This is a genomic window from Thaumasiovibrio subtropicus (assembly GCF_019703835.1).
GTDB classification, from domain to species: Bacteria; Pseudomonadota; Gammaproteobacteria; order Enterobacterales; family Vibrionaceae; genus Thaumasiovibrio; species Thaumasiovibrio subtropicus.
On record NZ_AP023054.1, the window covers coordinates 537,142 to 556,488 of the forward strand.

Here is a 19,347-nt window from a genome sequence, read left to right on the forward strand (position 1 = left end):
ATGAGCGACTATAAAGATACCCTGAACCTGCCTGAGACAGGGTTTCCGATGCGCGGTAACTTGGCTCAGCGCGAGCCAAAAATGCTTGAGCGTTGGTATAAAGAAGATCTTTACGGTGAAGTCCGTAAAGCAAAGAAAGGTAAGAAATCTTTCGTTCTCCACGATGGCCCTCCATACGCCAACGGAGATATTCATATTGGTCACGCGCTAAACAAGATTCTTAAAGACATTATTATTAAGTCGAAGTCACTGTCTGGCTTCGACGCGCCTTACGTGCCAGGTTGGGATTGCCACGGTCTGCCAATCGAGCTAATGGTTGAAAAGAAAGTAGGCAAGCCAGGTCATAAAGTGACCGCTGCTGAGTTTCGTGAAAAGTGTCGCACTTACGCCGCAGGCCAAGTTGAAGGTCAAAAAGAGAGCTTCAAACGTCTTGGTATTTTAGGTGAGTGGGACAAGCCATACCGCACAATGGACTTTGCTACAGAAGCCAACATTATTCGTGCGCTGGGTAAAATTGCCGACAATGGTCACTTACTAAAAGGTTTTAAGCCTGTTCATTGGTGTACAGACTGTGGTTCAGCATTGGCTGAAGCAGAAGTTGAGTATAAAGATAAAGTGTCGCCATCGATCGATGTGAAGTTTAAAGCCGTCGATACGGACGCTGTGCTTGCCAAGTTTGGTACAGTGGAAGGTGAAGGCGATATCTCCATTGTTATCTGGACAACAACACCATGGACATTGCCAGCAAACCGCGCGGTTGCTTGTCGTGATGACCTTGAATATGTGCTGGTACAAACGGCGGGTGACAAGGTAGAACGATTGATTGTTGCTGCTGAGCTTGCGAAAGACGTCATGGCGCGAGCGGGTATCGAAGAGTACCGTGAACTCGGCTTCTGTAAAGGCGCTGATTTAGAACTATTGCGTTTTAATCACCCATTCTACAGCTTTGATGTGCCTGTTATTTTGGGTGATCACGTGACAACGGAATCGGGTACGGGGTGTGTACACACCGCGCCGGGCCATGGTCAAGAAGACTTCGTGGTTGGTCAACAGTACAACCTTGAAGTGGCTAACCCAGTTGGCAGCAATGGTGTTTATCTCCCTGATACTGAACTTTTTGCTGGCCAACACGTGTTCAAAGCCAATGACAATGTTGTTGAAACGCTAAAAGAGCAGGGTGCGCTATTACATCACCATGCTTATGAGCACAGTTATCCTCACTGTTGGCGCCATAAAACGCCGATCATCTTCCGTGCAACACCTCAGTGGTTTGTGTCAATGGACCAGGCGGGGCTGCGTGCTAAAGCGTTAGAAGAGATCAAAGGCGTACAGTGGTTGCCTGAATGGGGTCAAAGTCGCATTGAAGGCATGGTTGAAGGTCGTCCTGAATGGTGTATTTCACGTCAGCGTACTTGGGGTGTGCCAATTGCTTTATTCGTCCATAAAGAGACCCAAGAGCTTCACCCAAATAGCCTAGCGTTGATTGAAAAGGTTGCTCAACTTGTAGAAGAAAAGGGGATTCAAGCCTGGTGGGATGTGGATCCTGCTGAACTCATGGGGGCAGACGATGCCGCGAATTATGAGAAAGTGCTTGATACGTTAGACGTTTGGTTCGATTCAGGTGTCACGCACTCTGCTGTTGTTGATGCACGTGACGAATTTAACGGCAACAGTGCCGATCTTTATCTTGAAGGCTCTGATCAGCACCGTGGTTGGTTCCAGTCATCACTGATTTCGTCTGTGGCGATGAAAGGTGAAGCCCCATACAAACAAGTGTTGACGCACGGCTTTGTGGTCGATGGTCAAGGCCGTAAAATGTCGAAATCAATCGGCAACGTTGTCGCGCCAAAAGATGTTACTAACAAGCTGGGTGCGGATATTCTTCGTTTATGGGTCGCTTCGACAGACTACACTGGTGAAGTGGCGGTATCTGATGAGATCCTAAAACGCAGCGCCGATGCGTATCGTCGTATTCGTAACACCGCTCGTTTCCTACTTGCTAACTTGAACGGCTTTAATCCAGAAACCGATATGATCCCTGCGGATGAGATGGTCGAGCTAGATCGTTGGGCGGTGGGTCAAGCGAAAGCCGCGCAGGCGGATATCATTGCCGCATACGATGATTACAACCTGCATGCGGTAACGCAACGCTTGATGCAGTTCTGTTCTATCGAGATGGGCTCTTTCTATCTGGATGTGATTAAAGATCGCCAGTACACAGCGAAGAAAGGCGGACACGCGCAGCGCAGCTGTCAAACGGCCCTTTACTACATTGCAGAAGCTCTTGTACGTTGGATGGCACCGATCATGTCGTTCACGGCTGATGAGATTTGGCAGGAGATGCCAGGCGAGCGTGACAAGTTTGTGTTTACGGGCGAGTGGTACGAAGGTCTGTTTGGCTTAGAAGAGAACGCAGAGTTAAATGATGCATTCTGGTCTCAAGTACAACAAGTCCGTGGTGCAGTGAACAAGTTGCTTGAAGCGGCGCGTAACGAAAAAACTATTGGTGGATCGTTACAAGCGGATGTCACACTTTATGCGGATGTGGCATTAGCGAGTCAATTGAACAAGCTAGAAGATGAGTTGCGTTTCGTCTTGCTCACGTCTAAGGTCGCGGTACGTGACGTGGCAGATAAGTCTGCATCAGCACAAGAGACTGACCTTGAAGGTCTGTTCGTCGCTGTGAGCGCGTCTGACGGTGAAAAATGTGATCGTTGCTGGCACTATGTTAGCGATGTTGGCTCAATTGCAGGACACGAGAAGATTTGTGGTCGTTGTGTGAGCAACGTTGATGGTGATGGAGAAGAGCGTAAGTTTGCCTAATGACTATGCCAACCCTTAAACAATCAGGTATCCGCTGGCTTTGGCTAGCGGTCCTCGTCTTTGTTGCCGATATTGGTAGCAAATTACTCGTCATGAATACCATGACGTACGGATGGAATGGACGTATCGAGATATTGCCATTCTTCAATCTGTTATATGTGCATAACTACGGAGCTGCGTTTAGCTTCTTGAGTGATGCCGGGGGTTGGCAGCGTTGGTTCTTCACCCTGATCGCTTTTGTAGTGTGTGGCGTACTGTTGTACTGGATGCGTAAATCATCTATCGCGCAACGTATGGAAAACTGTGCGTACGCCATGGTGATTGGTGGTGCGCTGGGCAATGTTTTTGATCGTTTAGTGCACGGTTATGTCGTCGATTTTCTCGACTTTTATGTTGGTGATTATCATTGGCCTGCCTTTAATATCGCCGACGCTGCAATCTGTGTCGGCGGTGCACTGATTATCTTGGACAGTTTTCTGTCTGAGCGAAGAGCACCGCAAGGTGATGAGCAAACCGATAAGTAAACATAGCTAGACTAAATTAAAAAGCGCTACCCGCTATCGTGGGTGGCGCTTTGTTGTAATAATAGTGTTAAATTGATGACGAGCCTCGGTGAAGGCTCGCATCTAATATAAAAATAGAGCAAGGATAGATATGTCTGGAGTAATCACTGACAGCAGTGAAGTGCTGATTCACTTTGAAATTAAGCTCAAAGATGGGTCTGTGGCCGAGTCGACTCAAGCCTCAGGGCAACCTGTTAAGTTTCGTTTAGGTGACGGTAGTTTAACGCCACAGTTCGAAAAATGCCTGATTGGGCTGGCTGTGGGTGAAAAGGCCAGATTTGAGCTTGCCCCTGAAGATGCGTTTGGTATGCCAAACCCAGACAATATCCAGCACTTTTCTCGGACGCAGTTTGGTGCCGATGTTGAACCTGAAGTGGGGACGATCATGGCGTTTTCTGGTCCTGACGGTGGTGAAATCCCGGGTGTGATTACGGATGTAACAGGCGATTCAGTGACTGTTGACTTTAACCATCCTTTATCCGGGGTTGATATTATTTTTGATGTCGATATCGTCGAGATCCTTGCTTAGTAAAGATCCTAGCTTAAGAGAAACAGATAGAGATGAAAATCTTACTTGCTAACCCTCGTGGTTTTTGTGCGGGGGTAGATCGTGCTATCACGATTGTGGAGCGCGCCTTGGAAATGTATGAGCCGCCAATCTATGTTCGCCATGAGGTCGTACATAATCGATTTGTGGTTGAAGGGCTAAAACAGCGTGGCGCTATTTTCGTAGAAGAACTCCATGAAGTACCTGATGACAGCATAGTTATTTTTTCTGCTCACGGGGTTTCTCAAGCCGTGCGTGCTGAAGCGAAATCGCGCGCCTTAACGGTGTTTGATGCGACGTGTCCTCTGGTGACGAAAGTACATATGGAAGTGGCACGTGCTAGCCGACGCAACATGGAAGTGGTACTCATCGGTCATGCTGGGCATCCAGAAGTGGAAGGAACCATGGGCCAGTATGCAAGCGACACTGGCGGTATGTACCTCGTAGAGAAACCGGAAGATGTGTTGCAGCTTGAGGTCAAAGACCCAGCCAATTTGCATTATGTCAGTCAAACCACACTGTCCGTTGATGAAACTGCGGAAGTTATCGCCAAGCTTCGCGAGGTTTTTCCTGAGATCCAAGGGCCGCGAAAAGATGATATTTGCTATGCAACGCAAAATCGTCAAGATGCGGTGCGCGAGTTAGCCGAAGACGTCGATGTCGTGGTCGTTGTGGGCTCGAAAAACTCTTCAAACTCCAACCGATTACGTGAGTTGTCCGAAAAGCTTGGAACGCCTGGCTACCTAACCGATTGCCCTGAAGATGTGGAAGCGCAGTGGTTTACCGGGAAGCAAAAAGTGGGGGTCACGGCAGGTGCATCGGCGCCGGAAGAGCTTGTGAATCAAATTATCGCTCGTATTCAAGAGATTCAAGGTGCCGTCGTGGAAGAATTGACGGGGCGTGAAGAGAATATGTTTTTTGAAGTACCCCGCGAGTTACAGGTAAAAAATATTTAAGGACTAAGGTCTCATTGAAACCCCGCTAGTTTAGCGGGGTTTTTTATATCCTCGAATATCCAATTCGATTAGGGCTTTGGATTTTGGCCAAGTTTGGGTACAGTGAGTATTCACAACATAACATGGAGAATGGACGCAATGGTTCGAATTGCGATTGCTGGTGCAGCAGGACGAATGGGACGTAACTTGATTAAGGCTGTGCATCTTTCTGAGTTTGCAGAGTTAGGTGCGGCAACCGAGCGCCCCGAGTCAAGCTTAATTGGCTGTGATGCAGGCGAGCTAGCGGGCGTTGGAAAACTGAATGTTGCTATTGTGGACGATCTGGAAAAAGTGAGCGATGCATTTGATGTGCTTATCGATTTTACCGCGCCCGTAGCCACATTGAATAACATTGCCCTTTGTCAGGCGCAGGGTAAAAAAATCGTCATTGGTACCACTGGCTTTTCTGAAGAAGAGCGTCAACAAGTGGATGCTGCCGCGCAGCAGGTCCCGATGATCATGGCGCCGAACTATAGTGTGGGTGTTAACCTTGTTTTTAAGCTACTAGAACAAGCGGCAAAAGTCATGGGTGACTATTGCGACATCGAGGTCATTGAAGCGCACCACCGCCATAAAGTCGATGCGCCTTCGGGGACGGCGATTGGAATGGGCGAGGCGATTGCTGACGCGATGGGTAATAAACTTAGCGATGTCGCTGTTTATGCTCGTGAAGGTATTACGGGGGAACGCAGCCGTGATGAAATTGGGTTCGCGACAATTCGCGCCGGCGATATTGTTGGAGAACACACCGCGATGTTTGCTGATATCGGTGAGCGAGTGGAGATCACCCACAAAGCCTCTGACCGTATGACCTTTGCCAATGGTGCAGTGCGTGCAGCGGCTTGGTTAGATGATAAGCCCGCAGGCTTTTACACCATGCAGGATGTGCTTGGTTTAAACTGATACATTGAATGCCTATGCAGTGAAGCGTGCTCGTCATTATTCTTTTGCATAGGCTTTTATCCGCAATGCCGCACTATTTTACGTGCATAAATTTCCCTGATTCTGGTTGAGATAACCCCTTCTTTTCGCCTTCTTAGCACGAAAACCCTCAGTAATGAATGAAAGTCAGTCTAAACTAAGCGAGGGAAACGTTTGGCTGCTTAGTTAACGCCTGTCGAATGCCTTGTGACGAGGTGCGATTAAATTATGACGACTTGGTCACAAATGAGATCCATTACATTTAAGTAAACTGAGTTTTTTAAGCACTTGGGGGCAAGTTGCAGGTCAAATCACTATAAAAAATTTTATTTTTTATATGCTGGTTGACAGGTGGCATTTCGATCCCTAGAATGCGCGCAATTTGTCAAAATTCAGCGTTCTGTGACGGAGCGCTAGGTATAGATTTCGCTAGTGAAATTTTATACAATTTGGTTGCATATTTATTGATTTTGGAGGTTGTCTTGAGTAAGTCAGCACTATTAGTCCTAGAAGATGGGACTGTGTTCCGTGGCACTGCCATTGGAGCGGATGGTTTAGCTGTTGGTGAAGTGGTTTTTAATACTTCAATGACAGGGTATCAAGAAATCCTTACTGATCCTTCCTATTCCCAACAAATCGTTACCCTTACTTATCCCCACATTGGTAACACCGGAACCAATTCCGAAGACGAAGAATCCTCCTCAATCCACGCTCAAGGTCTTGTCATTCGCGACCTGCCAATCATTGCTTCAAACTTCCGTAACGAACAAACCCTTTCTGATTACCTAAAATCGCAGAACATTGTGGGTATCGCTGATATCGATACACGCAAATTGACGCGTCTTCTTCGTGAAAAAGGTGCGCAGAATGGTTGTATCCTTGCGGGTAATAACTTGGATGAAGCACTTGCGCTTGATAAAGCGAAAGCGTTCCCAGGCTTGAAAGGCATGGATTTAGCGAAAGTGGTGACGACAAAAGAAGCGTATGAGTGGAAACAGGGCTCTTGGACGCTAGAAGGTGGCTTGCCTGAAGCGAAAGCGGATAGCGAATTGCCATACCATGTTGTTGCCTATGACTTTGGTGCGAAGCGTAACATCTTGCGCATGCTTGTTGACCGCGGCTGTCGTTTGACCGTTGTCCCTGCAGAAACGTCAGCCGAAGAGGTATTGGCGCTGAATCCTGATGGCGTTTTCCTATCAAACGGCCCAGGTGACCCAGAGCCATGTACTTACGCGATTGAAGCGACCAAGACTTTCCTTGATAAGGGATTACCTATTTTTGGTATCTGTCTTGGCCACCAGATCCTTGCTCTAGCGTCTGGTGCACAAACAGTGAAAATGAAGTTTGGTCACCACGGTGCTAACCACCCAGTGAAAGATCTTGATCGTGATGTCGTGATGATTACGTCTCAAAACCACGGTTTCGCTGCCGATGAAGAGACCTTGCCTGAAACATTGCGCGCGACGCACAAATCACTGTTTGATGGCTCTTTGCAGGGGATTCACCGCACAGACAAACCAGCATTTAGCTTCCAGGGTCACCCAGAAGCGAGCCCAGGTCCACATGATGCAGCACCGCTGTTTGACCACTTTATTGAACTCATTAAGCAACACAAAGCCTGAGCAGGGGATTAAGAGACATGCCAAAACGTACTGATATTAAAAGTATTCTGATTCTGGGTGCAGGCCCAATCGTAATCGGTCAGGCTTGTGAGTTTGACTACTCGGGCGCGCAAGCGTGTAAAGCACTTCGTGAAGAAGGCTACCGCGTAATCCTAGTCAACTCTAACCCAGCGACGATCATGACTGATCCAGAGATGGCTGATGCGACCTACATCGAGCCGATTCATTGGGAAGTGGTGAGAAATATCATCGCGAAAGAGCGCCCAGATGCGGTGCTTCCAACGATGGGTGGTCAGACGGCACTAAACTGTGCCCTTGAGCTTGAAGCGCAAGGCGTTCTGAAAGAGTTCGGCGTTGAGATGATCGGTGCCACTGCTGATGCGATCGATAAAGCAGAAGACCGTTCTCGTTTCGATAAAGCAATGAAGTCAATTGGCCTAGAGTGTCCGCGTGCTGATACGGCGAAGTCAATGGAAGAGGCTTACAAAGTTCTCGATATGGTGGGCTTCCCATGTATTATCCGACCTTCGTTCACCATGGGTGGTACCGGTGGTGGTATTGCGTATAACAAAGAAGAGTTCGAAGAGATCTGTCGTCGTGGTCTCGACTTATCACCAACGAACGAGCTGCTTATTGATGAGTCGCTAATTGGTTGGAAAGAGTACGAGATGGAAGTGGTTCGTGATAAAGCGGACAACTGTATCATCGTCTGTTCGATTGAAAACTTCGATCCAATGGGTATTCACACTGGTGACTCAATCACAGTAGCACCAGCACAAACGCTGACAGATAAAGAATACCAGTTGATGCGTAACGCATCGCTAGCTGTATTGCGTGAAATCGGTGTAGAAACGGGTGGTTCAAACGTACAGTTTGGTATTAACCCGAAAGATGGCCGTATGGTTATCATCGAGATGAACCCACGTGTATCACGTTCGTCTGCACTTGCATCTAAAGCAACGGGTTTCCCAATCGCGAAGATTGCGGCAAAACTCGCGGTAGGTTTCACGCTTGATGAGCTTCAAAACGATATTACTGGTGGTGCAACACCGGCGTCGTTCGAGCCTACTATCGATTACGTTGTGACTAAGATCCCTCGCTTCAACTTCGAGAAGTTTGCTGGCGCGAATGACCGCCTAACGACGCAGATGAAGTCGGTTGGTGAGGTGATGGCAATTGGTCGTAACCAACAAGAATCACTTCAGAAAGCGCTACGCGGCCTAGAAGTCGGCGCAAATGGCTTCGACGAGATGGTTGATCTTGATGCACCAGACGCATTAACCAAGATCCGCCATGAACTGAAAGATGCCGGTGCAGAGCGCATCTGGTACATCGCTGATGCGTTCCGTGCTGGCATGTCTGTCGATGGTGTATTCAATCTTACTGCGATTGACCGCTGGTTCCTGGTTCAAATTGAGGAGCTCGTGCGCCTTGAGCAGGAAGTGAAGCAGAACGGCTTTGCTGGCTTGAATGCCGATATGCTGAATACCCTGAAGCGCAAAGGTTTCTCTGACGCGCGTTTGGCTAAATTGCTCGGTATTGCTGAATCTGAAATCCGTAAACTACGTGATCAGTTTGACATTCACCCTGTCTACAAGCGTGTCGATACCTGTGCAGCTGAATTTTCTTCAGATACCGCTTACATGTACTCATCATATGATGAAGAGTGTGAAGCGAACCCATCTAATAAAGATAAAATCATGGTACTGGGCGGTGGCCCGAACCGTATTGGTCAAGGTATTGAGTTTGATTACTGTTGTGTTCATGCAGCCCTTGCATTGCGTGAAGACGGTTACGAGACCATCATGGTTAACTGTAACCCAGAAACCGTATCGACAGACTACGATACTTCAGACCGCCTCTACTTCGAGCCGGTGACGCTAGAAGATGTATTGGCCATTGTACGTGTAGAGAAGCCAAAAGGCGTTATCGTTCAGTACGGTGGTCAAACGCCGCTGAAATTAGCGCGTGCACTTGAAGCAGCAGGTGTGCCAATCATTGGTACTAGCCCTGATGCCATTGACCGTGCAGAAGACCGCGAACGTTTCCAAGCTGCTGTTGAGCGTCTTGGCCTTAAGCAGCCTGAAAACGCGACCGTGACTGCAATTGAGCAAGCGGTTGAGAAGTCACGTGAAATTGGTTATCCGCTGGTTGTACGTCCATCTTACGTACTGGGTGGTCGTGCGATGGAAATCGTTTACGACGAGCAAGACCTGCGCCGCTACTTTAACGAAGCGGTAAGCGTATCGAACGAATCGCCAGTACTTTTGGACCGTTTCCTTGATGATGCTACCGAAGTCGACATTGATGCAATTTGTGATGGTGAGCGCGTAGTGATTGGCGGCATCATGGAGCACATTGAGCAAGCGGGTGTTCACTCTGGTGACTCTGCATGTTCATTACCTGCTTACACATTGAGCCAAGAAATCCAAGATGTGATGCGTGACCAAGTGACGAAGCTTGCGATGGAGCTTGGTGTACGTGGCTTGATGAACACACAGTTTGCGGTGAAAGATAACGAAGTTTACTTGATTGAAGTAAACCCTCGTGCTGCACGTACTGTGCCTTTCGTCTCTAAAGCAACGGGTGCGCCGCTAGCGAAAATAGCTGCACGTGTGATGGCAGGTCAATCGCTTGAGTCACAAGGCTTTACGAAAGAGATTATCCCACCGTACTACTCTGTGAAAGAAGTGGTTCTGCCTTTCAACAAGTTCCCAGGTGTTGACCCACTATTGGGCCCAGAGATGCGTTCGACGGGTGAAGTAATGGGTGTGGGTGATACGTTCGCAGAAGCATTCGCAAAAGCTGAGCTTGGTTGTGGTAAGCAAGAAGAGAAAGGTGGCCGTGCACTGCTGTCTGTGCGTGGTGGCGATAAGCAACGTGTTGTTGATTTGGCATCTAAGCTAGTGAAGCTTGGTTTTGAGCTTGATGCGACGCACGGCACTGCTGTTGTACTGGGTGAAGCGGGTATTAACCCTCGCCTAGTTAACAAGGTACATGAAGGTCGTCCACACATTCTTGACCGTATCAAGAACGGCGAATACAGCTACATTGTGAACACCACAGAAGGTCGTCAGGCTATCGAAGATTCGAAAGTACTGCGTCGTGGCGCACTGGCTGAGAAAGTGAACTACACTACTACCTTGAATGCCGCGTTTGCTACTTGTATGGCACATACCGCCGATGACCGTAGCAAAGTAACATCAGTGCAAGAGCTGCATGCTCGCGTCAAGGCAAACAGCTAATCGCATACTAGTACTAGTGACTAACAAAAAACCGCTCAATAGAGCGGTTTCAGATTGATGACGAACCCCGCTTTTTAAGCGGGGTTCTTTTTTGGAAGCGACCGTAGGTCGCGATCGCGATATTTTTTGCTATGTCGTGCGCAGAAGTTTCCGTTCATTACATAGGCATACAGAAGCAAGTATTTGCCTCATTTCTGCCATGTTTAAGCCTATTTTTCGGAGATAGTTCATCACCAGCGCTATCTTCTTGATGTTTTGGGCTGCCGCTGCCAACCAACATTGCATTTGCACATTGGCTAGACCGCGGAAGCGAGCATAACGATGACCGTGATGTTGCTTAGCGTCTGCAAAGCTACGTTCTACTGTTTCACTTCGACGTCTATAAGTCTTCTTGCCGTAGGAAGAGAGCCGCATTTGGTTTGCCCTCTCTACTGCGTCACTATAGATATGCCGTGTAATCACTTTCTTCATATTTCTGCTTTGAGTACAGTCATCCCTCATTGGACAGAACGCACATTCTTTGGGGGCTGAGTGGTATTCTCGATACGCATCGCGTGAGGTAGTTTTATAAAGCAACTCCTGACCATTCGGACATTGGTAGCTGTCTCTTTGCGCATCGTAAGTAAAGTGCTTCTTTTGAACGTATTTTTCGTTCTAGATGGACGTCGATAACCGAACACGCCAAGAATAGCTCGACGTTCAAGTGACTCCGCCACTGGAGCAGTAAAGTAGCCCGCATCCAGTCCAACAGCTATCGGGTTCAATTGGAATGTGGCAAGCGTGTAATCTAAGCGTTGAACGTAAGGCTGTGAGTCATTGATGTTACCCGCGGTGGTGTAGGTATCGAGAATAATTCCGTGTTGACCATCAACGGTTCGATGGTCGAGATAAAAGAAGCCTTGAGGCTTATTATCACGAGTCATGAAGCCACTCTCTGGGTCAGTGGTGCTGGTTTTAGTATTCTTTGTTTTTGGCTCTGACTCCCGAGCCTTAAGTGGCTTCTTACCTGCTTTTTCTCGGTCTAAAGCGACGTCTTCATCCAGCATATCAAGATAGGTACTGGCACGAACCGCCGTGACTTTATTGGTGTGTTTATTCTTGTTGGCGTTCGCTTTGAGATGAGTACTGTCCGTAAAGAGCTCTTGACCCGCGACCAAGCCTTTCGACATGGCTTGCTCTACGATATTGATAAAAATACGTTCGAATACATCCGTGCCATTAAAGCGACGAATGCGGTTCTGGCTGAGAGTAGAAGCGTGAATGACTTTCTCTGTTAATGACATCCGCAAGAACCAACGGTAAGCGACATTCACTTCAATCTCTTTGACGAGCTGACGCTCACTTTTATGCCAAAGATGTAGCCAAGTAAGATGATTTTGAAGAGGCGGACAGGGTCAACAGGTGGGCGTCCATTATCTTTACAGTAAAGATGAGCGACTTCATCTCGAATGAATTCGAAGTCGATAGCATTATCGATTTTACGCACTAAATGGTTTTTAGGAACTAACTGTTCCATCGTCACCATTTCCAGTTCGTATTGTTGCGGAGTAGGCTCTTGAAGCATAACGGAGTGTCCATATTTCGATACCCCTATTAGATCAAAGGTCTAGCTCGAAAGCTAGACCTTTGTCAGCAGTCTGAAACCGCTCAAACCGCTCAATAGAGCGGTTTTTTTATATCGGTTGAAATGAAAGTCACGTTAGCAAATACTCACTTTAATACTCGGTGACGAGCTCGGTATACAGTGCCCGTTCAAACTGCTGCAGCGGGCTTGTTGTGCGTGGCTGCCATTTCCAGAAATAATCATTAACCAACTGTACAACGAGCAACTCTCTGCCAGAACTTGTTGTCACAATGCCAGCGAGATTGCTCGCCCCATATAGTGAGCCTGTTTTGGCTTGGACTTTTCCTTTCAAGGTATCACCGCGTAAACTGCGGCGATAACGAAGCGTGCCACTCTCTCCGCTCACTGGAAAAAGTGCCAGTAACTCGGGTTCGTGTTGCGTGATGTAAGTAATGACTTGTGCGAGTTGCTGCGTCGTCAGGCGGTTGTTGCGCGATAACCCTGAACCGTCATTCAGGGGGGTGGTGAGCCACTGTTCATCGTTCAACAAGGCCGCCAAGTGTTGTCGCATTACTTCAGTCCCAAAACTAAAGCTACCACTGCCATCCTTTGCGCCAATATGGCGTAGCAAACTATCAGTGAGGATATTATTGGAGTCTTGCAGCACCATAGCTAACAATGGCATTAACGATGGTGAATGATGTGTGCTTAACGCTGCAGAAGTGGCTGGCTTATCGCTGGTATAAATAGTGCCTTTAACGTTAACACCTTGCTTTTTAAGCTCTGCACGAATCACATCCGCGATATAGGTCTTAGGATCTTGCAGTGCAAACCGCAAGGGTAAGGGCTGGTCACGTTGTACCAAGCAGCCAGTGAGCAAATAGTGGTTATTAGCAAAGGCTTGCAAGCGCATTTCACACTGCGTCTGCTGCTGCTGTTCTTTACTGACGACAGTGACTTGATTATCAACGCTAATCAAATGATGAGCAGGGACATGCACCCTTGCTGGTTCACCGACATCACGGTTACTGTAGATTGAGCCTTGAATACAATTCTTATCCAGCGCAATTCCCGTCGCAGGGGCTGCATAGCAGACACCTAACGTATCCCACGGAATGCCGACCGCGCGATTTTCACCAACAAAAGTGTTACTAACGAGATAGATATCGCCATCAAAGAGGTTACGCTGTTGACTGCGAGCTTGTTTCAGCAGGCTGCTGAGTTGGGTACGGTTAAGGGTTGGGTCCCCACTGAAATTGATGACCGCGCCGCGTTGATCTTGATGGATCGACGTGGTGTAACGAAAGTCAGTCCCTAAACGTTGTTTCGCCACTAATGCGGTTAGCACCTTTTGAGTGCTTGCGGGTTGCATCCACTGATCACTTGAGTACGAGTTAAACACTTCACCTGTTTTGAGATCTTGAATATGAAGTGCAACGTTCGCGCCGGGTAGCGTGGGAAGCTCTTTTGCTTGGATAGGTAGCAGGGCACTGAAGCCAGCTATTGCAAAAGTCAGTGTACGTGTAAGTCGATTCATAACAGCCTGCATTGATTAGTTTGCAGTCAGTCTACTGTGATTAAACGCAGAATGGAAAGTGAAAGTTGTTGAATAATCAATGTAACGAGAAGGGGGCGCTTTTAGGTTTTAACGGGCTTAAACAAAAAAGCATCGCCGAAGCGATGCTTTTGGGTGTCTAATCTCAAGGCGAAATTAGAAGTCGTAACGTGCACCTAGTACAAATTCGTCAGACGCATCAACTTTAGTGTTACCATCTTTACCTGCACTCAAGTTGTTGAACTTGTATGAGATGTAAGTACGGAAGTTAGAGTTGAAACGGTGTGTTGCATCGATTGCGATCGCATCAGCTTCATCGGTGTAACGCTCGCCGTATTCTTTAGACTCTAGAACACCGTAAGTTACAGAGAAAGTAGTCTTGTCCATGGTGTAAGCCGCTGCTAGTTCAAAACCGCGACCTTTGTCTTTACCTGTTACACCAGATTCTTTTGACTCGAAATTCTGGTAAAGACCAGCAAAGTAAAAATCACCCATGGTGTAAGAAGCTGCTAGGTAGAACTGATCTTCTTTAATCTTAGAGCGAGTCGCTTGGTTCTGATCTTCTTGATGACCGAAGCCAGCACCTAGCGATAGACCCATATCGAAATCATAGATTGCAGATGCAGAGTAACCTGATAGGTCATAGACGCCTTCGTTGTTATTGAAAACATAGTTAGCTTTAACTGATAGTGCGTCGAAAGAGCCAACGTATGCTAGGTTGTTCTCAATACGGTCAGCAACGTCGATCTTACCACCAGCTTCGGCGCCGTGGTAAGCCATGATGTCGGTGAAGTCAGTAATAACGCCAACAGAACCGTCTTGTAGACCGAAAGTAACACGGCCGAAGTCACCGCCAACACCCGCATATACGTGACGAGTTGAAGACTCACCGCCTTTCTCTGAAGCGTACTCAGTTTCGAAGAAACCTACAGCGTATAGGCTATCAGAGATTTGTGTAGTACCAGTCACGTTTAGACGTGCACGAGAGTTGTCTTGGAACTCAGTGCTGTAGCCTTTGTCATTTGCGCTGTTTACTTTGCTGTTAGCTAGACGCGCTTCTGCACGGCCACCAATAGCTAGAGAAGAAGTGTCGTTTGAGAAAACTTCTGCTGCTGAAGCAACACCAGAGAATGAAGCTGCCGCCACTGCCAGAGCGATCAGTTTTTTATTCATCTTGAATATCCTTGAGATTATTAGTTGGATACATTCGTTTATGTATGTGAATGCTCGCAACCTTTGTAATGGTTCCCTCCCAAATCAGTTAGTAAAAAAAACTGAAAAATCATGGCCTTGAGATCGTTTAGTCGATTTTTAGATAAAAAAACTATAAAAAACATGATGTTACTGATCTAAGTTAAAGTTCCGTTACATTTTCAAATTGTTCTATTTTTTGAAGTTTGCCGCATTTCATTTCTGTGAAAGTTTTGTTTTTTCATTGGCTTTCGTGATTTATGTCCCGTTTGTTTTTTAGGAAATAGAGTAGGCGTTTGGTGATAATTTGAGCGGAAACGATTTGTTGCGTGGCAGTTACGTGGTGTGGATGTGCTGCAGATTTGGCTTATGAGCATGGTGCAGAGTTAGACAGCTAGCGTGCCATTTTCACTCAGTGAATACTCATCGTCGTTGCTTTTTACGCTGCGTTGAGAGTGAAAGTAATTTTGCTGACTTTGCTGAGAAGTGTAAAAAGCCGTTCGGAGGTCTACCTGGGCGAATACAGAGATCAATAAGGTGGTGGAATTGCGCGACACGTCATTATCTCTTCTTGCGGTGCTGGCATCCCTATTTAAAATTTTGCTACTATGAAACCAACATTTCGACTCGGCTGGGTTTTGTGTGCCCGGGCCGTGTTTTCTATTGCCAATTTTTGCCCCGGCAAAGTTTGGATGTTGAGGTTTGAAGCAAATGGAAAAAGTACCAATGACCGTGCAGGGTGAGCAAGCGCTGCGCGATGAACTAGATAAATTGATGAAACGTCGTCCTTTAATCAGTGAAGCGATCGCTGAGGCGCGAGAGCTGGGTGACCTGAAAGAGAATGCGGAGTATCACGCTGCTCGCGAGGAGCAGGGCATTTGTGAAGCGCAAATCCGCGATATCGAGTATAAGCTTTCTGTGGCTCAGGTGATTGATGTCACAAAAATACCAAATAATGGCAAAGTGATTTTTGGCACCACAGTGACAGTGATCGATGTCAATACGGATGACGAATTAACCTACCGTATTGTCGGTGATGATGAAGCTGACATTAAGCAAAACCTTATTTCGGTTAACTCGCCGATTGCGCGCGGCTTGATTGGTAAAATGGAAGGCGATGAAGTGCAGATTCAAACACCTGGTGGTTTGAAAGAGTTAGAAATCGACCAAGTCCAGTACATCTAAGTGAACTGAGGCTGTATGTAAGAAAAAGGCTACCGGATGGGTAGCCTTCTTTTTCTCTGCCTTTAGAGGGTAACTGCTTGTTTTACTTGCGAGGAATTTCGACTTTTCGTTCTTCGCTTTGACGGTACAACACTAAGGTTTTACCAATCGTCTGTACTTTTTCAGCACCCGTTTCGCGCACAATGGCATCGATGATCAGTACTTTCGTTTCGCGATCTTCTGATGCAACTTTAACCTTGATCAATTCATGGTGGTCGAGCGCAATTTCGATTTCGGCCAGTACGGCTTCGGTTAAACCATTAGCGCCCATTAACACGACGGGTTTAAGGTTGTGTGCAAGCCCTTTCAGGTATTGTTTCTGTTTCGTGCTTAGGTTCATACGTTCTGCTCGATCTTTTATAGTCACAAGGGTTGAAAACGCGATATTCTAACGCCATCTAGTCTAGATGACTATGAGCATTATTCGCGAATATTACCGAATTCAGGTCAATTATGAGTAAAAATAAACACTCAGCTAGTTCAGGTCGCTGGTTGAAAGAGCATTTTGACGATAAATACGTTCAAGAAGCTCAGAAAAAAGGTTATCGCTCTCGAGCCATTTTTAAGATTGAAGAGATTCAAAACAAAGATAAGTTGCTAAAAGAGGGGATGACAGTTGTTGACCTTGGTGCTGCACCGGGCGGTTGGTCGCAATATGCGGCTGAAATCGTCGGTATGGATGGTCAAGTCATCGCTTGTGACATCTTACCGATGGATTCGTTGCCGGGTGTGAGTTTCTTGCAGGGTGACTTCCGTGAAGAAGCCGTGTTGGATGCACTGTTAGATCGTATTCAACCTGATATGGTTGATGTAGTGATGTCAGATATGGCGCCTAACATGAGCGGAAATTTAGCAGCCGATCAACCTAGAGCAATGTATCTTGTTGAACTAGCATTAGATATGTGCCGTCAGGTTCTTGCACCAAACGGAAGTTTTATTGTTAAAGTGTTCCAAGGGGAAGGCTTTGATCAATACTTAAGTGAAGTGCGTAGCATGTTTAAAGCCGTCAAGATTCGCAAACCAGATTCTTCTCGAGCTCGATCTCGAGAAGTTTACATCGTAGCTACAGGTTATAAACTGTAGTACTCTACTATCATCTATTCGAACAATGCGAGGTTAACACCTTGAGTGACATGGCAAAAAACTTGATTTTGTGGCTGGTCATTGCCGTCGTTCTGATGTCTGTATTTAACAGCTTCGGTCCAGGCGATAATGCGGGTCGTCAAGTCGACTATACAACATTCGTTAACGAGATCGGTCAGGGTCAGATAAGGGAAGCACGATTCAATGATCGCGAGATCACGGTATACAAACGTGACAGTACGCGCTATGTGACTTACTTGCCTGTCCTCAATGACCAAAAGTTAATCGATGATTTGTTGGTGAACGACGTTAAAGTCGTTGGTACGCCACCAGAGCAGCAAAGCATGCTGGCTAACATCTTCATCTCATGGTTCCCAATGCTGTTACTTATCGGTGTTTGGGTTTTCTTTATGCGCCAAATGCAAGGCGGTGGCGGTAAAGGTGCGATGTCTTTCGGTAAGTCGAAAGCGCGCATGATGAGTGAAGAACAAATCAAAACAACGTTTGCTGACGTCGCAGGTTGTGATGAAGCAAAAGAGGATGTGAAAGAGTTAGTTGACTTCCTTCGTGACCCAAGTCGTTTCCAGAAGTTGGGCGGTAAAATCCCAACGGGTGTTCTGATGGTTGGTCCTCCTGGTACAGGTAAGACGCTACTCGCAAAAGCCATTGCCGGTGAAGCGAAAGTGCCTTTCTTTACTATTTCAGGTTCAGATTTTGTTGAAATGTTCGTTGGTGTTGGTGCATCACGCGTACGTGACATGTTTGACCAAGCGAAGAAGGCGTCGCCTTGTATCATCTTTATCGATGAAATCGATGCGGTAGGTCGTCAGCGTGGTGCTGGTGTCGGTGGCGGTCATGATGAACGTGAACAGACACTCAACCAAATGCTGGTAGAGATGGATGGTTTTGAAGGTAATGAAGGCATTATTGTTATTGCCGCGACTAACCGTCCAGATGTACTTGACCCTGCGCTGTTGCGACCTGGCCGTTTTGACCGTCAAGTTGTTGTAGGCTTACCTGATGTACGTGGCCGAGAGCAAATTCTAAAGGTTCACATGCGTAAGGTGCCGCTTGATAATGATGTCGAAGCATCAGTATTGGCACGTGGTACCCCTGGTTACTCTGGTGCCGATCTTGCCAACCTTGTTAACGAAGCGGCACTGTTTGCTGCACGTGGTAACAAGCGTGTTGTCTCTATGGTTGAGTTTGAAAAAGCCAAAGATAAGATCAACATGGGTGCTGAACGCAAGTCGATGGTGATGTCGGAAGAGATCAAAGAGTCGACAGCGTATCACGAAGCTGGACATGCTATTGTCGGTTACCTCATGCCTGACTATGATCCTGTCCACAAAGTCACCATCATTCCGCGTGGCCGTGCACTGGGTGTGACTTTCTTCTTACCTGAAGGTGATGCGATTAGCCAGAGCCGCCAGTACTTAGAAGGTGCGATTTCGACAGCTTATGGCGGTCGTATCGCCGAAGAGTTGATTTATGGTCACGACAAAGTTTCAACAGGTGCCTCTTCAGATATTCAGATGGCGACCAATATTGCTCGCAAGATGGTTACTCAGTGGGGCTTCTCTGAGAAACTAGGGCCTCTTCTCTATTCTGAGGATGAAGGTGAAGTGTTCTTGGGACGCAGCGTGACGCAGTCGAAGCATATGTCTGATGACACTGCTAACCTGATCGATACCGAAGTGCGTGGTTTAATTGATCGCAATTATGCGCGTGCTCGTCAGCTTCTTGAAGAGAACATGGACATCATGCATGCAATGAAAGATGCATTGATGAAATATGAGACGATCGATGCTGATCAAGTCCACGACTTAATGGCCCGTAAAGAAGAGATTCGCCCGCCGAAAGGTTGGGGTGACAGTGGTTCAACGCCGTCTTCTAAGCCTGAGTCAAAACCTGACAATAACGATACGCCATCTGTCTCAGAGAACGATGAGCAAGCATCAGCACAGTCGCAATCCGCAGATAATGACAAGCCAAGTGCTTAAACGTACTTGAA

13 protein-coding genes and 1 pseudogene are annotated in these 19,347 nt (G+C 47.1%); 10 read left to right on the forward strand and 4 right to left on the reverse strand.

What is annotated here, in order from left to right:
• The 7 genes from ileS (at position 1) to carB (ending at position 10,716) form a co-directional block, all read left to right on the forward strand.
• The gene (gene ileS / locus TSUB_RS02570; RefSeq protein WP_087016371.1) at positions 1 to 2,823 is read left to right on the forward strand and encodes an isoleucine--tRNA ligase; all 2,823 of its coding nucleotides are present in this window, start codon (positions 1 to 3) and stop codon (positions 2,821 to 2,823) included.
• A gap of 5 nt (positions 2,824 to 2,828) precedes the next feature.
• Positions 2,829 to 3,347 carry a signal peptidase II gene (lspA, locus tag TSUB_RS02575; protein ID WP_192867810.1) on the forward strand — a complete coding sequence of 173 codons (519 nt, stop codon included), beginning with the start codon at positions 2,829 to 2,831 and terminating at the stop codon, positions 3,345 to 3,347.
• A gap of 130 nt (positions 3,348 to 3,477) precedes the next feature.
• Positions 3,478 to 3,915, forward strand: a complete 438-nt coding sequence (gene fkpB, locus TSUB_RS02580) for an FKBP-type peptidyl-prolyl cis-trans isomerase (protein ID WP_087016373.1) — start codon at positions 3,478 to 3,480, stop codon at positions 3,913 to 3,915.
• A 32-nt stretch (positions 3,916 to 3,947) separates the two neighbouring features.
• The gene (ispH, locus tag TSUB_RS02585; protein WP_087016374.1) at positions 3,948 to 4,889 is read left to right on the forward strand and encodes a 4-hydroxy-3-methylbut-2-enyl diphosphate reductase; all 942 of its coding nucleotides are present in this window, start codon (positions 3,948 to 3,950) and stop codon (positions 4,887 to 4,889) included.
• 138 nt (positions 4,890 to 5,027) lie between these two features.
• Positions 5,028 to 5,831 carry a 4-hydroxy-tetrahydrodipicolinate reductase gene (dapB, locus tag TSUB_RS02590; RefSeq protein ID WP_087016375.1) on the forward strand — a complete coding sequence of 268 codons (804 nt, stop codon included), beginning with the start codon at positions 5,028 to 5,030 and terminating at the stop codon, positions 5,829 to 5,831.
• Positions 5,832 to 6,331: 500 nt separating this feature from the next.
• The gene (carA, locus tag TSUB_RS02595; RefSeq protein WP_087020962.1) at positions 6,332 to 7,471 is read left to right on the forward strand and encodes a glutamine-hydrolyzing carbamoyl-phosphate synthase small subunit; all 1,140 of its coding nucleotides are present in this window, start codon (positions 6,332 to 6,334) and stop codon (positions 7,469 to 7,471) included.
• 17 nt (positions 7,472 to 7,488) lie between these two features.
• Positions 7,489 to 10,716 carry a carbamoyl-phosphate synthase large subunit gene (gene carB, locus TSUB_RS02600; protein WP_087020959.1) on the forward strand — a complete coding sequence of 1,076 codons (3,228 nt, stop codon included), beginning with the start codon at positions 7,489 to 7,491 and terminating at the stop codon, positions 10,714 to 10,716.
• Positions 10,717 to 10,845: 129 nt separating this feature from the next.
• On the opposite strand, the pseudogene TSUB_RS02605 reads toward carB, so the two are convergent.
• The 3 genes and pseudogenes from TSUB_RS02605 to TSUB_RS02615 all read right to left on the reverse strand — a co-directional run bounded on the left by TSUB_RS02605 (position 10,846) and on the right by TSUB_RS02615 (position 15,008).
• A pseudogene (locus TSUB_RS02605) lies at positions 10,846 to 12,280 on the reverse strand (IS1182 family transposase).
• A 151-nt stretch (positions 12,281 to 12,431) separates the two neighbouring features.
• Entirely contained in the window at positions 12,432 to 13,817 is a 1,386-nt protein-coding gene (gene dacB, locus TSUB_RS02610) for a D-alanyl-D-alanine carboxypeptidase/D-alanyl-D-alanine endopeptidase (RefSeq protein WP_159064976.1), read from the reverse strand.
• Positions 13,818 to 13,991: 174 nt separating this feature from the next.
• The gene (locus tag TSUB_RS02615; protein WP_087023931.1) at positions 13,992 to 15,008 is read right to left on the reverse strand and encodes a porin; all 1,017 of its coding nucleotides are present in this window, start codon (positions 15,006 to 15,008) and stop codon (positions 13,992 to 13,994) included.
• 729 nt (positions 15,009 to 15,737) lie between these two features.
• On the opposite strand from TSUB_RS02615, the gene greA reads away from it, so the two are divergent.
• Positions 15,738 to 16,211, forward strand: a complete 474-nt coding sequence (greA, locus tag TSUB_RS02620; RefSeq protein ID WP_087023929.1) for a transcription elongation factor GreA — start codon at positions 15,738 to 15,740, stop codon at positions 16,209 to 16,211.
• Between the two features lie 82 nt (positions 16,212 to 16,293).
• Here the strand turns inward: greA and yhbY are convergent, their stop codons facing one another.
• Positions 16,294 to 16,590, reverse strand: a complete 297-nt coding sequence (yhbY, locus tag TSUB_RS02625; protein ID WP_087023928.1) for a ribosome assembly RNA-binding protein YhbY — start codon at positions 16,588 to 16,590, stop codon at positions 16,294 to 16,296.
• Positions 16,591 to 16,703: 113 nt separating this feature from the next.
• Here yhbY and rlmE point away from each other — a divergent pair, with 113 nt between their 5' ends.
• Together rlmE and ftsH are read left to right on the forward strand one after the other, a co-directional pair.
• Positions 16,704 to 17,333, forward strand: a complete 630-nt coding sequence (rlmE, locus tag TSUB_RS02630; protein WP_087023926.1) for a 23S rRNA (uridine(2552)-2'-O)-methyltransferase RlmE — start codon at positions 16,704 to 16,706, stop codon at positions 17,331 to 17,333.
• A gap of 50 nt (positions 17,334 to 17,383) precedes the next feature.
• Positions 17,384 to 19,336 (forward strand): ATP-dependent zinc metalloprotease FtsH, encoded by a 1,953-nt coding sequence (gene ftsH, locus TSUB_RS02635; RefSeq protein ID WP_202819768.1) that lies wholly within the window; start codon positions 17,384 to 17,386, stop codon positions 19,334 to 19,336.
• The last annotated feature ends 11 nt before the right edge of the window (positions 19,337 to 19,347 follow it).